This window comes from Eubacterium sp. LMAG:50, assembly GCF_008680265.1.
Classification (GTDB): Bacteria; Bacillota; Clostridia; order Lachnospirales; family Lachnospiraceae; genus Eubacterium_U; species Eubacterium_U album.
Map to the genome: position 1 here is coordinate 1050908 of NZ_NALP01000007.1, position 26616 is coordinate 1077523.

12 protein-coding genes are annotated in these 26616 nt (G+C 32.2%); 11 read left to right on the forward strand and 1 reads right to left on the reverse strand.

What is annotated here, in order from left to right; genetic code table 11:
* Window positions 1-7 precede the first annotated feature (7 nt).
* The 7 genes from CCC31_RS09920 (at window position 8) to CCC31_RS09950 (ending at window position 18281) form a co-directional block, all read left to right on the forward strand.
* Window positions 8-2002: a DUF4430 domain-containing protein gene (locus tag CCC31_RS09920; RefSeq protein ID WP_290851281.1), complete on the forward strand. Its 1995-nt coding sequence runs from the start codon at window positions 8-10 to the stop codon at window positions 2000-2002.
* Between the two features lie 32 nt (window positions 2003-2034).
* On the forward strand, window positions 2035-2958 hold the full coding sequence (locus CCC31_RS09925) for a MoxR family ATPase (RefSeq protein WP_290851283.1): 924 nt from the start codon (window positions 2035-2037) through the stop codon (window positions 2956-2958).
* Window positions 2951-4054 (forward strand): DUF58 domain-containing protein, encoded by a 1104-nt coding sequence (locus CCC31_RS09930; RefSeq protein WP_290851285.1) that lies wholly within the window; start codon window positions 2951-2953, stop codon window positions 4052-4054. The genes CCC31_RS09925 and CCC31_RS09930 overlap by 8 nt, the downstream gene beginning before the upstream one ends.
* Window positions 4051-6177, forward strand: coding sequence for a transglutaminase-like domain-containing protein (locus tag CCC31_RS09935; protein ID WP_290851287.1), 2127 nt, complete (start codon window positions 4051-4053; stop codon window positions 6175-6177). The genes CCC31_RS09930 and CCC31_RS09935 overlap by 4 nt, the downstream gene beginning before the upstream one ends.
* A gap of 84 nt (window positions 6178-6261) precedes the next feature.
* Window positions 6262-10512, forward strand: coding sequence for a cadherin-like beta sandwich domain-containing protein (locus CCC31_RS09940; RefSeq protein ID WP_290851289.1), 4251 nt, complete (start codon window positions 6262-6264; stop codon window positions 10510-10512).
* Window positions 10513-11139: 627 nt separating this feature from the next.
* Window positions 11140-16569 carry a carboxypeptidase-like regulatory domain-containing protein gene (locus CCC31_RS09945; RefSeq protein ID WP_290851291.1) on the forward strand — a complete coding sequence of 1810 codons (5430 nt, stop codon included), beginning with the start codon at window positions 11140-11142 and terminating at the stop codon, window positions 16567-16569.
* Between the two features lie 110 nt (window positions 16570-16679).
* Window positions 16680-18281 carry an MBL fold metallo-hydrolase gene (locus tag CCC31_RS09950; RefSeq protein WP_117909984.1) on the forward strand — a complete coding sequence of 534 codons (1602 nt, stop codon included), beginning with the start codon at window positions 16680-16682 and terminating at the stop codon, window positions 18279-18281.
* A 218-nt stretch (window positions 18282-18499) separates the two neighbouring features.
* Here CCC31_RS09950 and CCC31_RS09955 read toward each other — a convergent pair whose 3' ends face one another.
* Window positions 18500-18874, reverse strand: a complete 375-nt coding sequence (locus CCC31_RS09955; protein ID WP_022087971.1) for a hypothetical protein — start codon at window positions 18872-18874, stop codon at window positions 18500-18502.
* Window positions 18875-19232: 358 nt separating this feature from the next.
* Here CCC31_RS09955 and CCC31_RS09960 point away from each other — a divergent pair, with 358 nt between their 5' ends.
* The 4 genes from CCC31_RS09960 (at window position 19233) to CCC31_RS09975 (ending at window position 26554) form a co-directional block, all read left to right on the forward strand.
* Window positions 19233-21626 carry an amylo-alpha-1,6-glucosidase gene (locus CCC31_RS09960; protein WP_290851294.1) on the forward strand — a complete coding sequence of 798 codons (2394 nt, stop codon included), beginning with the start codon at window positions 19233-19235 and terminating at the stop codon, window positions 21624-21626.
* A 25-nt stretch (window positions 21627-21651) separates the two neighbouring features.
* On the forward strand, window positions 21652-23067 hold the full coding sequence (locus tag CCC31_RS09965; RefSeq protein ID WP_022087973.1) for a phosphoglucomutase/phosphomannomutase family protein: 1416 nt from the start codon (window positions 21652-21654) through the stop codon (window positions 23065-23067).
* 124 nt (window positions 23068-23191) lie between these two features.
* Window positions 23192-24988 (forward strand): histidine kinase, encoded by a 1797-nt coding sequence (locus CCC31_RS09970; protein ID WP_022087974.1) that lies wholly within the window; start codon window positions 23192-23194, stop codon window positions 24986-24988.
* A gap of 252 nt (window positions 24989-25240) precedes the next feature.
* Window positions 25241-26554, forward strand: coding sequence for an extracellular solute-binding protein (locus CCC31_RS09975; RefSeq protein WP_022087975.1), 1314 nt, complete (start codon window positions 25241-25243; stop codon window positions 26552-26554).
* The last annotated feature ends 62 nt before the right edge of the window (window positions 26555-26616 follow it).

Genomic DNA, 26616 nt, shown 5'->3' on the forward strand with positions numbered 1-26616 from the left:
AGAGGCTATGGTGAAAAATAATAAACGGATTATTAATAGAATAATAGTTATACTTACTGCCATGGCTTTAATCATAGGAACGTGGGGTATTCGGTATCACAAGGGGGATACACCGGTAAACCCAATGAATAATGAGGCAAAGGCATCTAAAGTGTATGAAAATGATGATTTGCAGGTAGATGAATTTAATGACTATTCTAATTTGCAAAATTCAGATAACGAAGATAATCAAGAAAATAATGACAGTAATGACAACAGCAAAGAGACTAATAATGAAACAGATGGAAATGGCAATGAAAATATAAGTCTTAAAAGCACTTCTAACAAATCAGGAAATGGAAAAAAATCCGCAGATGAAGGAAAATCCAATAAAATCAAAGGTAAATCTTTTGTGGATAAAGTAAATCAAAAAACAGAAACCCTATATTTTACAACTTCAATTATAGATGGAGAAACAATTTCTACATATGAATATGCATTTACGATTACACATTTAGTTGAAAGTCTTACGGTAGAACAACAGTTAGTGTATGTGAATGATGAGCAGATAAATAATTTTGATGGCAGAGTTATTCTTAAGGAAGGAACCAATACTATAGAAATAGTGGTTAATTATAGAAGAGATGACGGTCGTGAAATTATTGCAAAGAAAAAATATACGGTAAATGTAGATACAGGCAATTTATTTATATCAACAGATTTGAAGGACCAGACTGTAAACAATCCGTTTTTCAAATTTAATTTGCAGGCAAAAATGGGTGAAAATGATGCAGATGTAAAGGTATCGTTAAATGGTAAAAATATAACGGGAAAAGATGGCAAATATTCTGTAATTTTAAAAAAAGGAAAAAACACAATAGTCGCAAAAGCTGAATATGATAAATATTCGATTACAAAAAAGTATGAAATAACTCTTGAATATGAGGATGGTTTTGGAATTGAAACCGATTTGGAAAATAAAACAGTTAATGCAGAAAATATTGAATTTCAGGCAGTTATAAGAAATGGAACAGATAAGGCGAAATTATCTGTAATTGTTAATGGAAACATAATTACAGGAAATGAAGGAGCATATACTTCCGGTTTAAAAATTGGTAATAACACCATTAGACTTAAGGCAACAGATTCAGGAAATGTATCCTTGAATAAAACCTTTACAATTAAATATGTTCCGTTGGCTACAAAAGATACTGAACCGGTTATTTCATATATAAATGTCACTGATGGAATGGAGGTTAAGGGCGAGAGTTTTACCTTATACATTGGGGCAATGGACTATAAGAAAAATAAAATTTATTATGACGGAATTGAAGTTAAATTAAATGGAAAGAAAATTCAGTACAGATGGTCTGCTAATTATGTTGGATATTTGCTTAATTTGCAAAATGGAGACAATAGCCTTGAAGTTAAGATAACAGACAGCGATGGAAGGTATAAGGAATATAGTTACAAATTAAAATGTACATATATAGATGAAGGAACCGTTATTGGTACGGCAACAGTAAGCATCGATGCGAAGGTTATTCATTTAGGAGTCCTATTAAGACCTAAAACAGTAGATATTTATTATGGAGATAACGCAGCAGATATATTTGAACGTGCTATAGAGAAAAGCGGATTCTCATATACAAACAGCGGAACAGTGGATAAAGGATTTTATCTTGAAACTATATCAAGACCGGGAATTTTAAGAGGCTGGATGATTGATGAGAAATTAAAAGATGAAATCATTGAGGATGGACTTCAGTTTAATATAGACCCTTCAACCGGAGAGTACATATATGACATGGATAGCTTAGGACAACTTGATTTCTGTCAGGGTTCAGGTTGGGCGTACAGTGTTAATGATGAATATAAAGAATACGGAATGTCGGAATATAAGCCAAAAGATGGTGATGATATAAAGATTAGATACACTTTGGCATATGGAAAGGATATTGGAGGATATAATCCGTCAAGCGGTTCTTATGGTATCAAAGATAAATATAGTGTTACATATTAAACGACTAGGCTTTCAAAAGAAAGGTATTAAAGATGAATAAAAAAATAGAAGATATTGTTTCAGAAGTTAAAAAGGTTGTAATAGGTAAAGATGAAATCATAGAAAAAGTATTAATGGCGATATTAGCCGGAGGACATATTTTATTAGAAGATGTGCCGGGAGTAGGAAAAACTACATTGGCATTAACTTTTAGTAAAGTATTAGGACTTGATTATAAGAGAATGCAGTTTACACCCGATAGTGTTCCATCAGATATAACAGGATTTTCGGTATATAACAAAAATAGTGGCGAATTTCAATATATGGAAGGGTGTGCAATGACAAATCTATTGCTTGCAGATGAAATTAACAGAGCTTCAAGCAAAACCCAATCTGCGTTACTTGAAGTAATGGAAGAAGGAAAGATAACGGTAGATGGAGTTACAAGAACAGTGGAAAAACCATTTGTTGTAATTGCAACTCAAAATCCTACAGGATGGATTGGAACACAAAGTCTTCCAAATTCTCAGTTAGACAGATTTATGATTAGACTTAATATGGGATATCCGGATATGAATAATCTGATAGAAATTATGAAAGACAGACATCATGAGAATCCGTTAGACAAAGTAAAGCATGTTATTAATAAAAATGAATTAATAAACCTGCAGGAATTGGCGGGGAATATTTATGTGTCAGATGAAATTTATGAATATATAAGTAAGCTTGTAGAAAAAACGAGAGAACATGAACTCATAAAATTAGGAATCAGCCCTAGAGGAGCATTGGCAATTTGCAAAATGGCGAAGGCAAAAGCGATGCTTGGTGGAAGAGATTATGTAGTGCCACAGGATGTTCAATATATTTTTAAAGACGTATGCAGTCACCGTATAATCGTGGAATCAAGGTCAATGATTAATGAAGTAAACATTGACGAAATAATGAAAGAAATAATAGAAAGTGTAGAAAATGAATAGAAAGAGCTTAGGATTTTTTTTACTGCTGTTATTATTTCTGATATCAGCAGTAGTGTGGCGGCAGAAATTATTTTTAATAATTCCTATAATTATGATTTTGACAGGAATACTTACATTTGCCTATGCAAAATTAGCAACTACGAATTTAAATGTAGAGCTTAAATTCACAAATGTAGTGGATAAGGGCAAAAATGTTACAGGAAAAATAATAGTAAACAATAAATACCCTGTTCCATTAAATGAGATGGTTCTTAATTTTGAAATAAAGAACATACTTACAGGCGAGACAAAGAAAGTTAAAGAGAATTTGTTCCTTGGTATAACAAAGAAAAGTGAAATGCCACTTGAACTTGAATCTAAATATTGTGGATGCATAAAGGTAGAACTGAAAAATATCGAGATATTTGATATTTGGGGAATAGCGTCTATTAAGAAAAATTTTAATGAAAGTCAGCAGATATATGTTATGCCATATACCATTACACAGGACATTGAACTTGGAAATTCAAATGCAAAGGAAGCGTCAGATACATGGCAATTTATGGAGAATGTAGCAGGAGTTTCAGGAGAGGTATTTGATATTAAGGAATATCAGATTGGAGATAACATTAAAAATATCCATTGGAAATTAACAGGTAAATATGAAAATCCAATGGTTAAAAAAATGGCTAAAGAGGCAGAAGATTCAATCATATTAATTTTTGACAACCGATTTGAAAATTCCAAATATGAAATGGCGGATGCTTTAGCAGAAATGTTCATATCATTAAGTAGGAATCTTTTTAACGAAAATATTCCTCATACTATAGGATGGTGGCAGGAAGATAAAGAAAAATATATTTCATATAACATAAGAAGTGAACAGGATTTAGTAAGCAGATTACCTAAAGTATTAGCAGCAGGAAAATGCTTAAACAAGACATCAGAATATGAGAATTATATAGCAAAAATGTCATTTGAAAAAGCACATACGGTTATAGTGGCAGAAACAAAATCTGATGTACATAATATAGCGGCAAAAGGCGTTACGTGGCTTACTGTAGATGATGAATTAAATTCGCACAACTTAAAACAAAGAAGGGCAATTAAAATATGAAAAATCAAAATACTGTTGATTTAAGAAAACTGAATAAAGAAGATAAAAAATCAACAGATATTTTGATGGCTTTGATTATGGAATTAATTGTTCTGGTTGGAATAACAGGATTTGTATTTAAAGTGACAGAGTTTAGGATAACGGCATTTGGATTAAATATGAAAGTTATTTTAAATGATATTTCTGATTTAATCGGAAAAAAATATGGAATGATTACTCAAAAGTACATATTAAATCCTGACTTTAAAATGGATTTGCTTTTAATAGGACTATTAGCTTTAATTGCAATTGTTTTATATATTGCAATTAAATATGAAAATCAGGCAGTATTTGCAATTGGAATAATAGTCACAGTAGTTATTCAGGGAATGTTTGGTGGTAAAAAAAGTTGCCTTATGGCAGCAGTTTTAATATTTGCAAATATAATTTGCCTAAATAAAAAAAGATTAAGCAGTGCATTTGAACAAAATAATAAAAGCAAAGTATTAATAGTCTTTTCAATGCTTGTTATTAGCATTTTATGTGTTCCAATATCATATGAGACTAATACAGATAAGATGTTGGAAAACTTAAACCAAAATATAAATCATAAAACAGATGATTTGAGATATTTAGAGAAAAATAAGATTGCATTGAAAGTAAAAATGTCAAAGCCACAGTCTTATTATTTGAAAGGCTTAGTGGCAGGAGATTTTTCGCAAAACGGTTGGAATGAAACAGATAAAAAGAAAATGTACAAGTATGCAGATTTATTCTTCTGGTTACATAAAGAAAATTTTTATGGGCAGACACAATTGTTTAATGCAAAAAGCGAGGGCAATAGTGAAATTGATATAAACAAGATGACTATTAATGTTTTAGGGGCATCTTCTAAATACATTTATTCACCATATGAATATGTTTCAGATAATGATGGGTTAACAGATAAAGATGAAATAGGAGATGAAAAGCTTCTGTCAAAAGGCTTATATGGCACAAGAAAATATGAACTTGATGTGTCAGATAACATAGTGACTAATTATTCAGATATTGTGGAAAATCTTAAAAATAATGGAGATAAGCCGACAAAGTATTTAAAAAACGAAAATTACTATAATGAATTTGTATATAAAACATATTTGGATTTGACAGTAAAGCAAAAGGAAATACTTGGTACATATTTGAAAAAAGATAATGATAATCATGATTCATACAGTTACGCGAAATCAGAGATACTAAATTATTTAAATAAAAATATTAAATATAGTAAAAAGTTTCAGGGGATAAATGATTATGGAAATTTTTTAAATGAATTTATGGAAGTTAGCAAATCAGGAAATGATAAAGATTATGCTACGGCAACAGTTTTAATGTTCAGATACTTTGGAATACCGGCAAGGTATGTTGAAGGATATCTTATTACGCAGGATGATGTGAAAGATGCTGATGATAACAGCACTATTAACATACCTAAGAATAATTTTCATTGTTGGGCAGAATATTATCAGGATGGTGTTGGATGGATTCCATTTGAAACTATTAAATCATATATGGATTTGATGGGAACGAATGACAGCTTTACATCGGGCTTGGAGAATGAAACAAATGATAACAGGCAGATTAGTCAGGAAATAGACAGAGATAATTATAATGGTGAAGAACCTGAAAAAGAAAAAAAGGATGATAATGATAAAAATGAATCTGAATTAAATTACCTGATATGGATTATTTGCAGTTTATTAGCAATTGTAATTATTGCGGCTGCTGTATATGAAGTAAGATTGTATTTTATCAGAAAAAATATAAAACAGGATAACAACAATGCCAATGCAAATAAGGCAATAATGAGTTTATTTTCATATCTTATGAATGCATACTTTATCATTGATAAAACAAATAGATTTAAGAATTTAGAAAAATATGAAGAATTTCTAAAGGCTTATGAGAGTGAGTGTGAAGAAGGATATTTGGAAATGATGACATTATATCAAAAGGCAAGATATAGCAATCAGACCTGTACTAAAGAGCAGGTAAATCAAATGAAATATTACTGTGAAAATGTTAGAAAAGATATTTTCCTGAAACTTAGCAAATGGCAGAAATTCAAATGGAAATTTGTTTATAAATATGGAAGCCTTAAATAATGTTTAAATGCAAAATAAGAGAAATATAAGATAGTAGCAAATAGTTTATGAAAAAACATATAAAGTAAAATGAGTGAGAACGAAATGAAAAAAAGAATTTATGGATGGATTTTAAGTTTAATAATTGTAATAACCACATGTTTTGCTAATTGTGGAAGTCTAATTACTGTATATGGAGAAACAGAAGAGAAAGGTACCGTTACAGTTTATTTTACATTGAGTGAAGATGGAAAATTTGTAACGGGAAATGATGATAATGAAACTGTTTTGTGCCATATTCCTGTGACTATAAGTTATTTTGACTTAGCTGAATATGGTATGGAGGATTACTACAGATATGAAGCAGATTCATTTGAAGAAGGTGGAAGATACAATAGTGATAAAATTGTAGAAAGACCGACATTACTTCATCTTTTCATTAAAATGCTTGAAAAGTATTATCTTGGAAACGGAGAAAAATTTGTAGTAAATGACAGATTACAGGATGCAATGAGTATTTCCGGTTCTGCAACAAGTTTATATATGACAAGATTTTGGGGACATGATGAAAACTTAATGTATTATGTTGATCACGAATATCCACTTCAGGCAGCAGGATGGGGGTCAACATCTGACTACATTTTGCTTGAAGATGGAATGGAAATCGATGTGGCAATGTTTTCTGATTGGGATTTCTATCACACGGGTGCATTTTCATTTTTTACAAGTGAAAGCACAAAGTGTACAAATCCCGGAATTTTTGACATACATACAAATGAAAACATAACTTTGACAATGAGGGGAACTGCAACAAATGCAGCAAATGATGGTAATTCATCTTTCGTAGGTGAAGCAATGCCTGGTGAAAAAGTAGTGTACTGTAATGCTTTGCAGGCGGTGTCGGATTATAACAATGATAATTGGAAAGAATTAAGTCAGGAAACTGACGATAATGGACAGATAACATTAACATTTGATAAACCCGGAACTTATTATGTTTCATCAACATCAACTTATGAAAATTATAAATTGAGTTCAGGAAATGCATGCGTTGCACCACCAATTGCAGTAATCAATGTTTCCGGAGAAAACGTATCAGAAGAAACAACAGAAAATCATCCCGGAGAATATGACGGCAGATTAATAAAAAACATTGAAATAAGTAATGGCATTTCAGATAATTCAAAATCTTATAAGTTTGATGCACCATTTGATGCAAATACAAAAGAATATACAATTACGGTTCCCGATTATGAAGATTCAGTATGCGTAAAGGTGGGATTAGAAGAAAGTGTACCTGATGGAACAGAAATTAAAGCTAACTATACGGATACAAATGGTGAAAGCAAAGAAATAATTATCAGTGGAAATGATGAACTGGGAAAGAAACTGGGAAAAATCATTGAAAAAGGAACTGTTGATAATAAATTTGTATTAACAGCAGCTTATAGCAAAGTTGTAGAAAAATACACATTCAATATAAAAAGACAGACAACATTAAAAGGTATTACATTTGCAAATAAAAAAACAGGCAGAAATATTTCCATACAACCTGAATTCAACAGGGATACTTACGAATATGAAATAAGCATTCCGAAAAATTTGGAAAAGATAGAAACACAGATAGTTCCATATGATGAAAATTACAACATATATGTAAATGACGAACCTGTTGATGGAAACAGTAAGATTGATATTAGCACAGAAATAGATGGAATAAAGATTAGTGCTAAAAAAGATGAGTGCAGTTATTCGACTTACATAATTAAAATTGCAAAAACAAATCTTGCTAATACAGATTTTAAATTAACGAACGGAAGTATTATTCAGATAAAAAATAGTGATGGAGAAATTATAGCAAGTAAAAATGTTGTTGATACGCAGTTTATGGCAGAAAATTTGCTTGAAGGTGAAAAATATACTTATGTCGTTACTAAATACGGATATAAATCTGTAAGTGGAAGCTTTGTTGCAGGAGCAAATACTAATATAGATGCAACACTAAAAGAAGCTGATGTTAATAATGCAATAAATAAAGGAATTACTTCTATATGGAGTAATTTCAGAGGCAATGATGAAAATAATGGTGTGACAAAAGCATTAACACCTACTGACTATACAAATTCTATGCTCTATTGGGCAGAAAAAGTTGGTACGGGATTTGGAAGCGGGGCACCAAGTTCGCCGATTCTTGTTGGAGATGATTTGGTATATACTACAGCGACATCGATTGTAAAGGTAGATACCATAACAGGAAAAGTAATTAAAAGTGGAAACATGATAAGAACCTCAGCTTTTAATATTACACCTCCAACATATGCAGACGGAATGATATTTGTTGCACTTGCAAGTGGAGCAATACAGGCATTTAATGCAGATACATTAGAATCCTTATGGGTTTATGAAGACCCATTATATGGTCAGCCAAATTCACCGATTACCTATCACAACGGATATATTTATACAGGATTTTGGAATGGTGAGACAGGAAATGCAAATTATGTTTGTTTGTCAGTTACAGATGAAGATGTAAATGACAAAACAGAAAAAAAGACAGCGAGCTGGACATATACATCAAAAGGTGGATTTTACTGGGCAGGAAGTTATGTATGTGACAAATATCTTGTAGTAGGAACAGATGATGGAGCGAAAGCGGATGAAGAAGGTAAAGGTTCATTGATAGTTCTTGATTCGTTAACAGGCAATCTTATATCAAGATATGATGATGTAAGAGGCGATATTAGGTGTAGCGTTAGTTTTGATAAAGAAACAGAAAGATTTTATTTCACATCAAAAGGTGGAGATTTCTGTTCAGCAAAAATTGATTCAGATGGAACAATTGAAGAAGTGAAAAAACTTGATATGGGAAGTTCAAGCACTTCAACTCCTGTTATTTGCAATAAAAGGGCTTATGTTGGAGTTAAAGGAAAAGAACAGTTCGGAGTTAATTCAGGACATCATATTGCAGTTGTAAATCTGGATGATATGAGTGTTGCATATAACTTAAGCACAAGAGGCTATCCTCAGACAAGTGGTCTTGCAACGACAGGATATGAGTCAGAAGACGGATATACATATGTATATTTTATAGATAATTATGAGCCGGGAAAAATAAGAGTACTTAAAGATAAACCGGGACAGACCAAAGCAATAATTACAAGAGATAGTGAGTACGAGGATGAAAATGATTATAACGTTTTGTTTTCACCAAAAGGTGCTCAGGCAAATTATGCAATCTGCAGTTTGATTTCGGATGATTATGGAACAATGTATTTTAAAAACGACTCAGCATACATGATGGCACTTGGAAGCAAAATAACAAAAATACAGGTAACAAAACAGCCGGATAAACTTGAATATAAATCAGGCGAAAAATTTGACCCTAGCGGAATGGAAGTTACAGCTTTTTATTCAAATGGAAAAACAAGAAATGTTACTAAATATGTAACTGTTGATGATAGAGCACTGACGTCAGTGATGTCTGATGTGGAAGTTTCATTTAATTATGTACTTTATAATGATGAACTTTCTACTTACGGCAAATTTGATCCATTAATAGACACTGTAAACATTACCGTTACAGACAAAGAAGGTGAAGAAAAAGCGGCAGATGTCGTAAATAAAATAAACGGTATAGGTGATGTTATAACTCTTGATTCAAAGCAGGTAATAATTGATGCAAGAAATGCATATGACCAGCTTGATAGTTCACTTGAAAAATTTGTAACTAACTACCAAAAGTTAATTGATGCTGAAAATGTATTCAGAAGAATTGCAAAAGAATATTTGGATTCAAATTCACTTGGATTTACCGGAAACAATAAAGGATTCCAGAAAATAAATTTAAGTTGGAATAACTTAAGTTATGCAGACGGATACCTGCTTTATAAGTTAGATAATAAAACAGGGGAATATAAGGAAATTGCAAACTTTAAAGAAACAGGATACGAAGATACACAGGCAATAGTTGGTAGTACATATCAATATAAAATTATTCCTTTTATCAGAATTTCAAATAAGGCAGATGGGGTAATTTTAGGAAATGAATCCATTGTACAGACAAAATCAGAACTTGAAAAAGCAAAAGGACTTAAGGTAAAAAAACAGGGCAAAAAATACTTAAAAATAAAATGGAACAGAAATAAAAACTTTAGTGGATATGTTGTCTACAGAAAAGAAGGAAAGAGTAAAAAATTCAAAATAATAAAAACAATAACTTCGAATAAGAAGACAACATATATAGACAGAAAAGTAAAAAGAAACAAAAAGTATTATTACAAAATCAGAGGTTTCAGAACAGTAGACAAAAAGAAGATATACGGAAAATATTCAGCCGTAAAATCTATAAAACGTTAAATTATACATAAGTAGCCATAACTGCAGATTACACGTGCATGGAATTTGCAGCTATGGCGAAGATGTATAAAAGTATAACTTTTGGTTTAAATTGTGAAATTTGCCATAGTTAATGAAATAAAAATTACCATTACTGATACAAAGTTATTTATTTATCGTTGCTAATATTTGTGACTTTTTGATGGAACATAATTATATGTAGCAAACGATAGGAAGTTTTTCGCAATTTTGCGAGCATAGTGTAAATAAAAAAGTAATGTTTGAGCCATCAGGCGAGTTTTACTTTTTTATTTACAATAAACGGCGCAGCAAAATAAGAAAAACAACGTGTTTGATATATATAATTATGTTTTTATCAAAAAGTGAAAAAAAGCGGGTGGTAAATAAAAAAGTAATGTTTGAGCCATTAGGCGAGTTTTACTTTTTTATTTACAATAAACGGTGCAGCAAAATAAGAAAAACAACGTGTTTGATATATATAATTATGTTTCGGCAAAAAAGTAAAAACAGAGCAGGCGATAAATAAAATATGGATGATGTTTGAGCTATCAGGTAAGTTTTACTTTCACTAATTATGGCAAGTCTCACAGCAAAAATATGGGACTAAAAAAACAAAGGAGAGAAGAGATGAAACAAGTGGGAAAGAAAATGCTTGCATTTTTATTGGCAATAACAATGATTGCCGGTATGACACTTAATGATGTCACAATTGCAAGAGCAGAAGAAAAAGCACCATGCATTACATTAAGCGATGGTGTAAAGGAAGAAGTGAATGAGACAACTTATATCTATAATGGATATAAGCCATATTTAGGGGACAAATTCACTGACAGCGAAAAACATGGAATGCTTTATTATGTAAGCAGAAGTGTTTACGATGAAGAAAGCAAAACATGGTCAGAACCTTCAAAATATGAAGAAATCACTATCGGCTTTGCAAGCAGTCTTCCGGAATATGCAGTAACAGAAAGCACTCCGGGAAAATATAAGTATAGCTGGAAAGCATATTGTAAAACAACAGGCTTACTTTCAGAAGCAACTTATACAGTTTATTTAACTGTACAGGACCCTGAAGAAACAACATATGACATGACATTTTATGTTGGAAGAGATAATGAAGGGGCAAATAAGAATCCTGAAATAAAATTGTATAAGACATTAGGACAGAATGAAGAAACAGGTTACGATGAATTTGATGAATCAGAAGAAATTAAACTTGAAGGTGGAAATCTTGATTCAAGTGGACAATATAGAGTATACACAGCTTCATTAAATGGTGGAACATATTCATACAGAGCATTTGGATATGATGAAAGTACACAAGAGTATACAAATCCATTAGGCGGTATGTGCGTTAACGTTCCAATGTCATCTAATGTAACTCAGTCAGGATATGATTCAAAATCAGTATATATCAGATGTACAAATGTAAGTTCAAGAACAAAGTATGACGGAAATAATTATTTAACAGCGGACCAGTATACTACAGAAGTTGTTTGCCCTTATTATAGTTGTACAGCTACACCTGGTACACCATATGTAAATGCAGGCATTACATACTATCCATATATGCTTGTAGCTCAGGGAAATGCATGCCTTTACAATTATTTTGCATATCCAAATAAAGACATAGCAGAAGAATATGATCTTACTTATGGATATGGAATTAACGGTACAGTACAAAAAGGTTATTCAACATTTTCATGGTCACCTTCAGTTGTTTCAAGAATTACATCAGCTATTACAGTACCTGATGAAGCGAAAGCACAGGTATATTTCCAGATGAACAACTTTAGGGATAAAGAAATTGAAAGTTATAAGCAAAAAACTAATTCAGATGGAACAGTAACATGGTATTTCTATGTTCCAAAGTCAAATGGAAATTATTCATATCGTGTATCTAAAGATGGATATGTAACTAAGGCAGGATATATGAGCCTTGGAAGCGAACAATCAGCAACATTTTCAGTTGATTTGGATAGAAAAGATGTTACAAGTCATGATTTCAGTGGCTTAGACAGCAGAGTATTAACAAGAGATGAAGCAAACTTAATTATGAATGTAAGTGATAAGAATGTTAAGAACATTGACGTTGATGAAACATTCAGACTCAGAGCTTACAGAGTATGGGAAATTATTAATAGTGATGCAGGAAATATAATGATTGAACCTGATTTTAATTATGAAATTTTATCAGGTGCAGATAATATTGATATAGAAGAAGTAGAAGATAATAGAACTAACGGAAAAGGAAACTGGTTAGATATTAAAGGTGTTAAAGCAGGAACAGCCGTAATTGCAGTTACCTATAATGCTATAGATGTTGATGGTACATCAAGCGGAGGATTTTACCCTGCAATATCTCCAAAGAGAACAGGTATAGCAATAATCCATGTCGGAAATGAAAAATCAGACATTTCTGATATAGGAGTAAAAAATGTAAATGGAAAAGACTGGTGCTGGAATTATGACACATTCTTCTTTAATGGAAAAGAAGGAAGTATGAACATTGCACCATATGCTTCAAGTGGAATTGATAAAGTTGAAGTTATTCCGGTAAAAACAACAGATGACTTACATAGTAGTTTTGAAGATGGAACAGCAGTTGAATCAAATGAAAATGGAACATATGATGTAAACCTTAAAGAAGGAAATAACATTATAAAAGTTACATCAAAGAATGGTTCTGTAGGATATCAGGTTGTAAGAGCTGCTAAAGTTCAGATGAATTATGAAAACATGTCAAATCCCGGAGAAAAAATTATGCCGGGAGATAAGGTTAAAATAATATTTGACGGGCTTTACAGATCGATTCCAAAGGTTTCAGGTATTTTCAATCCGGTAGTATTACAGATAGTAGGAAATACACCGGATGGTACTAAGTTAACAGGTCAGATTTCACAGTATCAGGTTGCTGATAGTGGTTCATTAGAAGTTACAATACCTTCTGATTTAACATTTGAAGATGGACAGGAACAGACAGATTATACAATTTCAAACGGATACATTAACTTACAGTCAATGTACAGCTATGCAGATGCATGGAAGTATATGTATACATTAACAGATGCAGGTGTTGGAACATGCTTTAACGCAGTAATTGTTACAGGACAGCATTCAACAATTTCAGATTTCTCTATTCCTGTAAATAGAAAGGTAACTTATGGAGTTAATGTTAATGTAACAGATGAACAGGGAAATGAAATTAAAGACTATGACTTATCTGTAGTAAATAAAAATACAAACGAAACAGTTGAAGATTTCAGTGCTCTTGGATATGCAAAATATAGTTACAGCATTAGTGCACCGGGATATGTAGCAAAATATGGAACATTTACTTTAGGTTCAAAGACAGAGGTAACTGACGGGAAAACAACAATAACTATTGTGTTAAAGAAAGCTGATGAAAATGCATGGGATGGAAAAACATTCACAGAACCACAGATGGATGAAGAAGGTACATATTTAATTGGAACAGGTTCAGAACTTGCATGGTTTGCTAATGAAGTAAATTCATCAACAGCAAAGACAACATCAGCATTAAATGCAAAATTAACAAAGGATATTGATCTTGCAGGATACAATTTCCCACAGATTAGTTATTATACTTCAAGTTCTGCATATGTATATTACGGTGGAACATTTGATGGTGATAATCATAAGATATACAACTTAAGAATTGATAAAACAGCAATTAATGCATCAACAGTTTATGGTGGATTATTTGCATATACAAATGGTGCAAAATTAAAAAATCTTACAGTAGAAGGTGATGTTGCAATTACAGCTCTATCTACAATGAGTGTAATAAACGCAAATACAGGTGGTATTGTAGGATATGCTTCAAATACAGAAATTAATAATGTAACAGCAGATGTAAATGTTGAAATTAAAGACTACGTAAAAGGAAACTGGAGTTACATTGGTGGTATTTGTGGATATACAAAAGGAACAGTAATTAAAAACTCAAAGAACAAAGGAACTATTTCAGGAAACAGATACACAGGTGGTATTGTAGGTAATACAAATGGCACAGTTGAAAATTGTGTAAATGAAGGAAATGTTATTTCAACAGCAGGTTATGCAGGTGGAATCGCAAGTGAAATTACAACAAGTGCAGTTGTTAAAAATTGTATCAATACAGCAAATATTGAAAGCAAAACAGGTTTAATGATTGGTGGAATTGTTGGTTATGCAAATGGTTCTGTAGATTCATCAGTAAATAACTGTATCTCTCTTGGAACAGTTTCAAGTGCTGCAACAGGTGATACATTAGGCTCAATAATTGGTTCAATAACAAGAGGAAAAGTAACAAACTGTTACGGTGTTTCAAAAGATAAAGTTGTATGCGGTAAAGTAAATGCTACATATGCAACAGTAACAGATAGCTATGCATCAGATGATTGCAATGAAGTACTTTACAAATATGCAACAGGAAAAGAGTTAAATGATTGTAGCGAAGATGCTAAAAATGAAATTGTAGAAATTACTTCTAAGTATGCACAGTTACTTATGGATAACAGTAAGACTACAGAAGAAAAAATAAATGCAATTTCAGATATTTCTAATGAAAACTTTGATAAGTGCATATTAGAAAATGAAAATGTAAATGTTACGGTAAATGCTCAGGCTAATAACAAATTTATCGTAGCTTCAAAGACAGTAGAAGTTAATGGATATTTAGCTGAAAGATATGGCTATACAGATGCAGTAAAAGATGGAGTATCAGCTCTCGATGTTCTCGTTGCAGCACATGAATATGTATACGGAGATAAATTCACAACTTCAACAGCAAAAGATTACATTGATTTTAGTACAAGCCAGTATGGTACATTTGTTTCAAAGACATTTGGAAAAGATGCTTCAACATTTATGTATTCAATTAATGGAAAATATCCACATAATGATGAATTAGTAAATGGATATTACACAGGATATACAGTAGACCAGGCTAAAACAGCAGACAATGATGTAGTTGATTTCTATTTCCTTCAGGATGCAGGATATTCAGATGATTTATCAACAATTAAGCTTGATACAGACAGCACAACAACAGATAAAACATTTAATGTATCAGTAAGCGGATATAATTATGCATGGTATGGTGCATGTGAACAGTCAGTCATTGATGCAAGTACACATGCTGTTAAAGGTGCAAAGATTGGAATTGTTGATGTTAAAACAGGTGAAGTTACACCAATCGATGGAGCAGTTACTGACGAAAATGGTAATGCAACAGTAAACATTGATAAGGCAGGAAAATATATTGTTACAGCATATGTTGATGATAAAGACAACACTCCAATATTAATGCAGCAGGCAACAATTAATGTAGAGTGGGCAAAACCATTAGAAGTAAAAGGTGTTGCAATTGCAAAACAGAATAAAAATGAAGTATCAGTTATGTGGCAGCAGAGCTTAGAACAGATAAGATTAGGACAGATTTACAATGTATATGTTGATGGAGAGTTATACAACAAATATCCTGCAGCAACAACTGTAACATATACATTTGACAAAACAGGAAAGCATACAATTAAGATTACTTCAGAACTTAATGGATTTGAAACCGATGGTTATACAGTTGAAGTTGAAATTGAAGAGGAAACAACAACTGAAATAACAACAGAAGCAGTTAAAGAAGGCATAACAAAAGATTTAACAACAGAAAGCACAACTGCAAAAGACACAACAAATGTTTCTACTACTGCAAATCAGACAACAACAGAAAATGTAACTACAACAACTAAAGCTACAACAAAGGCAGTTAAGACAGTAAAAATTAAAAAGACAGTAAAGAAAAAATCAGCTAAGAAAGTAGCAATTAAGTTAAGAAAAGTTAAGAAAGCAAAAGGCTATGAAGTTTTAGTTGCTAGAAATAACAAATTTGCCGGAAAGAAAGTTATTAAGATAACTTCTAAGAAGGTTAATGTAGTTGTAAGAAAACTTAAACCAAATAAAACTTATTATGTTAAAGCAAGAGCATATGAAGTTGTTAATGGTAAAAAAGTATATGGCAATTGGAGCAAAGTAAAGAAGATTAAAAACAAAAAATAAAAAAATAAAGCAATAAAATCGTTTTATATTTTTGACCCTGTAATCATAAAATGATATAATAAAAATATTAATTAGTTCGGATTAAAATTTAATATAAAGGGGATGATTTTATGATTATAACATTTCTTGGAGCAGACCATGAGGTTACAGGAAGTTGCCACTATTTACAGGTTGGGGATAAAAAAGCTATTGTAGATTGTGGTATGGAACAGGGAAAGGATATTTATGTAAATCAGGAGTTGCCGGTGGCAGCAGGAGATATAGATTACATATTTTTAACTCATGCCCACATTGACCATTCAGGATTAATTCCGCTTATGGTAAAGAGAGGCTTTAAAGGACAGGTATTTGCAACGAAAGCAACTTGCGAATTATGTAACATAATGCTTCGTGATAGTGCACATATCCAGGAATTTGAAGCTGAATGGAAAAGCAGAAAGGCAAAGAGAGCCGGTAAGGAAGAATATGAACCAATCTATACGATGGCAGATGCAGTAGCTGCCTGTGAATTAATGGTTCCGGTAAACTATGATGAAACTGTGAGTGTATGTGATGAATTCCAGATTAAGTTTGTAGATGCAGGACATTTGCTTGGTTCATCAAGCATCGAGGTAAAAGTTACTGAAGGTGATGTGTCTAAGACGATAATTTTCTCAGGAGATATTGGTAATATTAATAAACCAATAATTAAAGATCCTAAGACAATGGATGGAGCTGATTATGTCTTAATAGAATCTACATATGGTGACAGATTCCATGAAGAAAGACCTGATTATGTAAAAGCTCTGGCGAGAATATTAAACGAAACATTTGCAAGAGGTGGAAATGTAGTTATCCCGTCATTTGCCGTAGGCAGAACTCAGGAAATGCTATATTTCCTCCGTATTATTAAAAGAGATAATATGGTTAAGAACTATCCTAATTTTGAAGTGTATGTAGATAGTCCGCTTGCCATAGAGGCAACAAATGTATTTAATAATAACGTAATTGATTGCTTTGATGAAGAAACAATGGAATTAATTAACATGGGAGTTAACCCGTTGAAGTTCGATGGATTAAAGGTTTCAGTTACAAGTAATGAATCTGTTGCTATTAACCAGAATAATATGCCAAAAGTTATATTGTCTGCATCAGGTATGTGTGAAGCCGGAAGAATACGACACCACTTGAAGCATAATCTGTGGAGAGAGAACTCTACAATATTATTTGTAGGTTATCAGGCAGTCGGTACGTTAGGAAGAGCAATACTTGAAGGAGCAACAACAGTAAAACTTTTTGGTGAAGAAATAGCTGTTAAGGCAAGAATAGAATCCTTAAAAGGTATAAGCGGTCATGGAGATCAGAAAGAGTTAGTAAAATGGCTCGAAGCTATGAAGAAAAGACCACAGAAAGTCTTTGTAGTTCATGGTGAAGATGAGGTATGTGATATTTTTGCAAAACTTTTAAGAGATGAACATGGATATGATGCATATGCTCCTTACAGTGGAACACAGTTTGACCTGGCAACAGGTGAATTAATAAAAGAAGGAGTTCCAATCAGAATACAAAGCAACTCTTCAAAACAGAGAAAACCATCTACTGTATACGAAAGATTACTTGCTGCAGGGCAGAGACTTCTTGCAGTTATTAAACGTAATGAAGGCGGTGCAAATAAAGACCTTGCAAAATTTGCTGACCAGGTACAGGCACTTTGTGATAAATGGGATAGATAAAATTTTATTATTAAGTTAAAAGCTATTAATTAAAAAAGCTACCACTTTACAAATTACGTAAAGTGGTAGCCTTTTTTTGTAAAACATCCCAATTTGGTATTTTTACATGATTAGAAAAACATTGTTTTTCTAAAAGTGGCTTTTTGATTTTAACATTACAAATTAATTATAGTCGAAAAAAGTCGATAATTATTTTATTTGAAAATAGTACGCTATTTTTAAACTAAACTGCATTTTTTCTTCACATCATCACTATAATAAGTGTTTTTGACAAGTTTATCATAGTAGAGGTAAAGCTTTTGTACTCCTCTTTCGAGAAAGAAATAATGTCTTATGTAAAATAAAAGAAGAATGTATATTGCAAGCAAAAATACAAACACACATATACTTTGGAGAACATAATTTGCCAAAGTTGTAAAAATTGCAATAATTGCAAATGTAACTGTTACGATTAAATGAATAAGTCTTTCATTTTGGAAAAACTGAATCTGTTTCATAAAATCGTTAAAAACTGCTTCACGTTCATTGTCTGACAATTCTTTTGATGTGACCATTTCCATATGGTCCAAAAATTCCTGTAATCGTTCTCTCATATAAACCTCCCAACTTTGATGTTTATTTATATGTATATTTTACACCTAAACAAACATAAATAAAGTCTAAAATTAAATTGATTTTCTTTATTTTCATAATGAATCTACAATTTACTGAAACAATCCGTAAGAATTAAAGTTGTGGTTTTTTGACTCTGCTATCAAATAATATTTATGACAAATGTAATAGATTGATTAATCCGTAAATTATTGCTGATTTGTATTTATTTGTTCCAAATAACAAAAAATAAAAACAAATCTGACAAAAAGAGAAAAGTAATAACAAGTACGTTCATTCAAAAAAGAGATTATATTTGCTATCATTATTTTAACTAAGAAAATAGGCAGGGAGAGGATTATGAGATACGGACATTTTGATAATGAAAAAAGAGAGTATGTAATAGACAGAGTGGATCTTCCTACATCATGGACGAATTATTTAGGTGTGAAAGATACATGTGTGGTAGTTAATCATACGGCAGGTGGTTATATGTTTTATAAAACACCTGAGTATCATAGAGTAACAAGGTTTAGAGGCAATTCAGTGCCAATGGACAGACCGGGACATTATGTGTATGTAAGAGACAATGATAATGGTGATTACTTTAGCATTTCATGGCAGCCGGTAGGAAAGCCACTTGATAAAGCTAAGTATAAGTGCAGACATGGATTATCATATTCTGTTTATGAATGCGAATATGATAAATTAAAAGCAAGTCAGAAACTTTGCGTTCCAATAGAAGATGATGTTGAACTTTGGGATGTAGTTATTGAAAATACAGACAATAAACCTAGGAACTTAAGTATTTTTTCTTATTGTGAATTTTCCTTCCATCATATTATGATAGATAATCAGAATTTTCAGATGAGTTTGTATTGTGCGGGTTCCTCATATAAGGATGGAATTATATTGTATGACTTATTCTATGAAGAATTTGGTTATCAGTATTTTACTTCAAATTTTTCTCCAGATGGCTTCGATTGCCTCAGAGACAAGTTCCTGGGTTTATATCATACGGAAGATAATCCACAGGCAGTAATAAATGGACAATGTACAGGTTCATTTGAAAAAGGAAATAATCACTGCGGTTCTTTACAGAAAAATATTGTAATACAACCGGGCGAAAAAGTCAGACTTATCTTTATGTTAGGTGAAGGCGATGACACAGAAGGCAGAAGAATAAGAGAAAAGTATAGCGATTTTACAAATGTGGACAAAGCATACAAAGATTTGGAAAAGTATTGGGATGATAAAATTAATAAATTAACAATTGAAACTCCAAGTGAAGCAATGAACACAATGATTAATATATGGAATTTATATCAGTCAGAAGTTAATGTAATGTTTTCAAGATTTGCATCTTTCATCGAAGTAGGTGGAAGAACGGGATTAGGATATAGAGATACGGCGCAGGATTCAATGACTATACCGCATTCTAATCCGGAAAAGTGTAAACAGAGAATAGTACAGCTTCTTAATGGATTAGTTTCAAAAGGATATGGATTACATTTATTCCAACCGGAATGGTTTGAAAAGAAAAAGGATGATAAGAAACCTTTTAAATCACCTACAGTAATTCCGGGAATTAATAAGTCAGATATAATACATGGTATTGAAGATGCATGCTCAGATGATGCTTTATGGCTTATACCATCTATTGTGGAATATATAAAAGAAACAGGAGAAATCGAATTTGCTGATCAGATTGTTCCATATGCAGATAAGGGAGAAGGTACTGTATATGAACATATGATGAGAATATTAGATTTTTCAGCAAAAGAAGTAGGAGCAACAGGAATTTGCTTAGGACTTAGGGCAGATTGGAATGACTGCTTAAATCTTGGCGGAGGAGAAAGTGCTTTAGTATCATTTTTACATTATTGGGCAATAAACAATTTTATAGAATTAGCACAGTATCTTGGAAGAGATGATGATGTTAAGAAATATAAGGAAATGGCCATGCATGTAAAAGATGTATGTAATAATGAATTGTGGGATAAAGATTGGTTTATAAGAGGAATAACCAAAAACGGAAAGAAAATTGGAACAAGTACAGATAAAGAAGGTAAAGTTCATTTAGAGTCAAATGCCTGGGCAGTATTGTCGGGGGCGGCATCGGAAGAAAAAGGCATTAAGGCTATGGACAGTGTAAAAGAATATTTGGCAACACCATATGGAATAATGTTAAATGCTCCATCGTATACAGTTCCTGATGATGATATAGGATTTATCACAAGAGTATATCCGGGTGTCAAGGAAAATGGTGCGATATTCTCACATCCAAACCCATGGGCATGGGCAGCAGAATGTGTACTTGGAAGAGGCAACAGGGCAATGGAATATTATAATTCATTATGTCCATACAATCAGAATGACATGATTGAAATCAGAGAAGCAGAACCATATTCTTATTGCCAGTTTATCATGGGAAAAGACCATACTGCATACGGAAGAGCAAGACATCCGTTTATGACAGGAAGTGGAGGATGGTCATATTTCTCAGCAACAAGATATATGCTTGGAATCAGACCTGATTTTGATAAATTAAATATTGATCCATGCATTCCAAAGGAATGGGATAAATTTAAAGTTCACCGTGTATGGAGAGGCGCGGAGTACGATATAAATGTAGTTAACCCTAATAAGGTTAATAAAGGAGTTAAAGAAATAAAATTAAATGGGGAAATAGTAGATTTTATTCCGGTTATGGAAAAAGGAAGCCATAATCTGGTTGAAATCACCATGGGGTAGCATAAGGTATAATGAGGAGGATTACATGATTAAATTTGGAACAGGCGGCTGGAGAGCAGTCATAGGAGATGAATTTACTAAGAAAAACATTCAATTATTAGCTCAGGCTATGTGCAACAAAATGAAAGCAGAAGGCAAGACTGATAAAGGAATGATAATTGGTTATGACAAGAGATTTTTGTCAAAAGAAGCTATGAGATGGATGGGACAGGTATTTGCAGCACAGGAAATTACAACATTGCTCGTTAACAAATCAGCGCCTACTCCTCTTATTATGTTCTATGTAGAAAAACATGAAATGCCATATGGAATGATGGTAACAGCAAGCCATAATCCGGCTATTTACAATGGTGTAAAAGTATTTACTTATGGTGGCAGAGATGCTGATGAAAATCAGACAAAAGAAATAGAAGACTACGCTTCAAAAATAGATGTGGATTCTATAGAAGAAATGGATTATGATGAGGCAGTAAGCAAAGAGTTGATTAAAGAAATTTATCCTTTAAATGAATACTTAGATAATATAATTAATGCTGTAGATATGCAGAAAATCAGAAATGCAGGTCTTAGAGTTGCTTTAGACCCGATGTATGGAGTTTCTGAAATACCTTTAAAAACATTACTGCTTACGGCAAGATGTGATGTAGAAACAATACATGACAGACATGATACCTTATTTGGTGGAAAGCTTCCATCACCAAGTGCATCAACTCTTAGAGGTCTTATGACAAGAGTAATTGATTATGGATTTGACATAGGAATTGCTACAGATGGAGATGCGGACAGAATTGGAGTTATTGATGATACAGGAAGATTTCTTCATCCAAATGACATTCTTGTGTTATTATATTATTATCTTGTAAAATATAAAGGATGGCATGGTGCAGTAGTTAGAAACGTAGCTACAACACATATGCTTGATAAGGTAGCAAATAAGTTTGGGGAAACTTGTTACGAAGTTCCGGTAGGTTTTAAGTATATATCAGCAAAAATGACTGAAGAAAATGCAGTTATTGGCGGGGAATCTTCCGGAGGACTTACAGTACGTGGACATATTAATGGTAAAGATGGTATTTACGCAGCAATGTTACTTATAGAAATGATAGCAGTTACAGGAAGAAAGTTATCTGAAATATATAAAGACATTGAAGCTGAATGCGGAGCTATTTATATGGAAGAGCGTGACTACAAATTTACAAAAGAAAAGAAAGAAGAAATTCACAAAATATTAATGGAAGATAAACAGATTCCGGAATTACCATATAAGATTCAGCATGTTTCGTATATGGATGGAAGCAAAGTTTATTTTGAAAACGGAGGATGGGTAATTGGCAGATTCTCAGGAACAGAACCGTTGATTCGTATTTTCTGTGAAATGCCAACAAAAGAACAGGCTATTGAAGTTTGTGAAATATATGAGAAATTCTTAGGATTAAAGTAGTAATTTTGGAGTAACATAAGTTTAATAAGTCATTTACATAATAATTATTTATATAATATTAGTAACAGAATAATAAATAAGTTTCCCGACAGAAATAATAGTAAAAGTTGAAGGGAGACTAATAATGAAAAAGAACAACAGATATAATGCACTAAATAAAGAAAGGAAAAAGGCAAATCTGACCTTTGGGATGATTCGACTGCTGGTAATATGCCTTGTAGTACCGTTTGGAGCATTGTCGGTTGTTCTTTTTTTCTCGTCAGCTTCAAAAACTTCTAATCAGGTAAGAAATACAGTAGTTACATCTATGGAAAATGCTGCAGAAAACTGCAACAGTAATATAGAAAAAGTAATACAGGAATCAAAGCAGGCTTCATATGACAATGTCATAAGAACAAGTTATTTACAATTCCTAAAAGATAAAAATGAAGCGGTAATGTACAGAGAAATATCTAGTTATCTTAGTGAAAAGTACAAATATAATTCAATGATTTCAAGCACAATTGTTGTATTTAAAGAAAAAACAACAATGGAATATTATACGTATAGCAATGTTGCGGGAGCGACTTATGCAAGTATTTCAGATTTTAAAAATAATGCTATGACACAGATAAAGTCAGTAGCTCAAAGAATGGGAACTAATACTAAATTTATAGAGATAGGAGAACATCTGTATTTAGTTAGAAATCTGGTTACAAGTGATTACAATCCTTATGCAATTATTGTTATGGAAATAAATAAATCAAATATGTTTAAAAGCATGGATAATGTAGTGTGGAGAGAAAATGGGGCTATATTTCTAGATGGAGATATGGTATGTGAACCTGATTATGAAAATGATATAAATAATGAAAAATTCAAAATTTATGCTGATAATAATAAAAGAAATTATGGAGAAGTTACAGAAACAGAAAGCAATTATGATAGTAACAATTATACTGTAAATCTGTACACAAGATGCAATAATCAGCAGTTTACATATATTGTTAAATTAAATCGAATGGAAGTACTTAATGAATCGTTTACGTATGTATATATATATGTATTAATCATTTTGATTACAATTTTATTGGCAGCGTTAACATTTTATTATTTTTACAGAAATATCAATAAACCAATTTCAGATTTGATGGAAATGTCTGAAAAGATTGAAGAAGGAGAATATGGAATAACTTTACCTGCATTTGAAGGAAATAAAGAATTTGGAAAACTAATAGATACATTTAACCATATGTCATTAGGACTTGAAGAATCTTTTAATCGAATATATGCAGAAGAAGTAGCATTAAGAGATGCAAATATGCAAGCGTTGCAGTCACAGATTAATCCACATTTTCTAAATAATACATTGGAGATTATTAACTGGAAGGCCAGAATGAGTGGAAATCATGATGTAAGTGGAATGATTGAATCTCTTGGAGTAATGATGGAAGCGACAATGAATAGAAAAAAAGAAAAATTCATCACTATTGAAGAGGAACTTAAGTACGTAGATGCTTATTTGTATATCATTCATCAGAGATTTGGAAGCCGATTCCATTTTGATAAAGATGTGGATGAAAATTTACTTAATTTAAAGATTCCAAGACTTATAGTACAGCCAATTGTAGAAAATGCTGTAGAGCATGGAGGAGATAAAGAGGGGAATATTATAGGAAGCCTGAAAATATATGCAGATTACAATAACTTGTATATAGTTGTTCATAATAATGGAAATATGACTGAGGCTGATAAAGCGAAGATAGAAATATTACTTTCGGATCAGAAACTGGAAGAGAATGTACATAATATCGGAATTAGAAATGTAAACATGAGACTTAAGCTTTTATATGGTGAAAACAGTGGTTTATCTATAGAAAACATTGATGACAATCTTACTGAAAGTAAACTGAAAATAGATAGGTTCAAAATGGAAAATTGACAATAATAGCAAAATTTTTAAATTGAAAACAATAAAATACAAATTTTTGCAAAAAGATTAAATATTTTATACAAAAATGAACAACTATATTCAACAAATAAACAAGCAAAATCATTAACTTTTTTGTGCAATTCGAATAGAATAATACATGTAATAAATAATAGATACGGAAAAAACTTATAACCAAATAAAAAAAGCATATGGTTATAAGGAAAAAAGAAAAGGTATCAGTGAATGGATTGGAGGAGTTATATGAGAAAACCATTAGCACTTATGCTCGCAGGACTTATGGCAGTATCCATGGTTGGATGCGGAAGCAATGGAGATGCCGCAAGCAGCAGCGACAACAAAGACAAAGCAGATTCAGGAAAGGTAACATTAAAGGTTACAACAACATATGCAGGTGAAGACACAAATGCAGGAAATTATAAAGATGCCTGTGCTGCATGGACTAAAGAAACAGGAAACAAGATTGAAGATAGTTCAGCAACATCTGATGAAACATTTAAATCAAGAGTTATTACAGACTTTGAAACAGGTTCAGAACCGGATGTATTATTCTTCTTCAACGGAGTTGATTCAAACCAGTTCGTTGAACAGGGTAAGGTAGTTTCAATTGATGAAATCAGACAGGAATATCCTGATTATGCATCAAATATGAAAGATGACATGCTTGGAGCATCACCTGTAGATGGAAAGAATTATTCAGTACCGGTTAATGGATACTGGGAAGGATTATTTGTAAACAAGGATGTACTTAAAGAAGCAGGAGTTGAAGCTCCAACAGCAGATACAACTTGGGATGAATTTATGACAATGTGTGAAACAATAAAGAAAGCAGGTTACACACCAATAGCAGCTTCATTACAGGAAATTCCACATTATTGGTTTGAATACACAATTTTCAACTTCCAGGATGTAGCTACACATAGTACATTACCTAAATCAGCAGATGATGAATATGGTAAAGCTTGGGTAAATGGTATCAATGATATCAAAGACCTTTATGAAAAAGGATATTTCCCAGACAATACATTAACAGCATCAGATAGTGAAACATTTGAGTTATTTACATCTGATAAAGCAGCTTTCTTAATTGATGGTTCATGGAAAGTTGGTGGTATTGAAGAAGCAGTAGATGATATTGATAATTACACAGTTACATACGTTCCTGGAAAAGGAAATCGTAAGTCAACAGACCTTATCGGTGGTCTTTCAAGTGGTTACTATATTACAAAGAAATGCTGGGATGATCCTGAAAAACGTGCAGCAGCTGTAGATTTCATTGAATACATGACAAGTGATGAAATGGTATCAAAATTTGCAGGAAGCTCAGCAACAGCATTAAAGAATGGTGCAACAGTTGACGCTGATTCAATGTCAAGTCTTGCAAATGCAGGTGTAGAATTATGTGCAGGAGCAACTGGAATTTCTCCAGCTGTACAGGATAGTTTATCAACAGCAGCAAAAGATCCTATTTTTGCAGGTATGGCAGATATTGTTCAGGGTAACACAAAAGTTGCAGCAGCTGTAGATGAAGCATTAACAATTAATTCTGGTGAATAAATTATTAAAATAATCAAGTAGAAATTAGAGCCGGAAGGAACAAAAACCTTCCGGCTTTAAAA

Excerpts from the sequence above, each read along its gene's own strand:
- CCC31_RS09935 (WP_290851287.1), top strand. The coding sequence starts at position 4,051 with ATGAAAAATCAAAATACTGTTGATTTAAGAAAACTGAATAAAGAAGAT.
- CCC31_RS09965 (WP_022087973.1), top strand. The coding sequence starts at position 21,652 with ATGATTAAATTTGGAACAGGCGGCTGGAGAGCAGTCATAGGAGATGAA.
- CCC31_RS09950 (WP_117909984.1), top strand. The coding sequence starts at position 16,680 with ATGATTATAACATTTCTTGGAGCAGACCATGAGGTTACAGGAAGTTGC.
- CCC31_RS09960 (WP_290851294.1), top strand. The coding sequence starts at position 19,233 with ATGAGATACGGACATTTTGATAATGAAAAAAGAGAGTATGTAATAGAC.
- CCC31_RS09970 (WP_022087974.1), top strand. The coding sequence starts at position 23,192 with ATGAAAAAGAACAACAGATATAATGCACTAAATAAAGAAAGGAAAAAG.
- CCC31_RS09930 (WP_290851285.1), top strand. The coding sequence starts at position 2,951 with ATGAATAGAAAGAGCTTAGGATTTTTTTTACTGCTGTTATTATTTCTG.
- CCC31_RS09975 (WP_022087975.1), top strand. The coding sequence starts at position 25,241 with ATGAGAAAACCATTAGCACTTATGCTCGCAGGACTTATGGCAGTATCC.
- CCC31_RS09925 (WP_290851283.1), top strand. The coding sequence starts at position 2,035 with ATGAATAAAAAAATAGAAGATATTGTTTCAGAAGTTAAAAAGGTTGTA.
- CCC31_RS09940 (WP_290851289.1), top strand. The coding sequence starts at position 6,262 with ATGAAAAAAAGAATTTATGGATGGATTTTAAGTTTAATAATTGTAATA.
- CCC31_RS09920 (WP_290851281.1), top strand. The coding sequence starts at position 8 with ATGGTGAAAAATAATAAACGGATTATTAATAGAATAATAGTTATACTT.
- CCC31_RS09955 (WP_022087971.1), bottom strand. The coding sequence starts at position 18,874 with ATGAGAGAACGATTACAGGAATTTTTGGACCATATGGAAATGGTCACA.
- CCC31_RS09945 (WP_290851291.1), top strand. The coding sequence starts at position 11,140 with ATGAAACAAGTGGGAAAGAAAATGCTTGCATTTTTATTGGCAATAACA.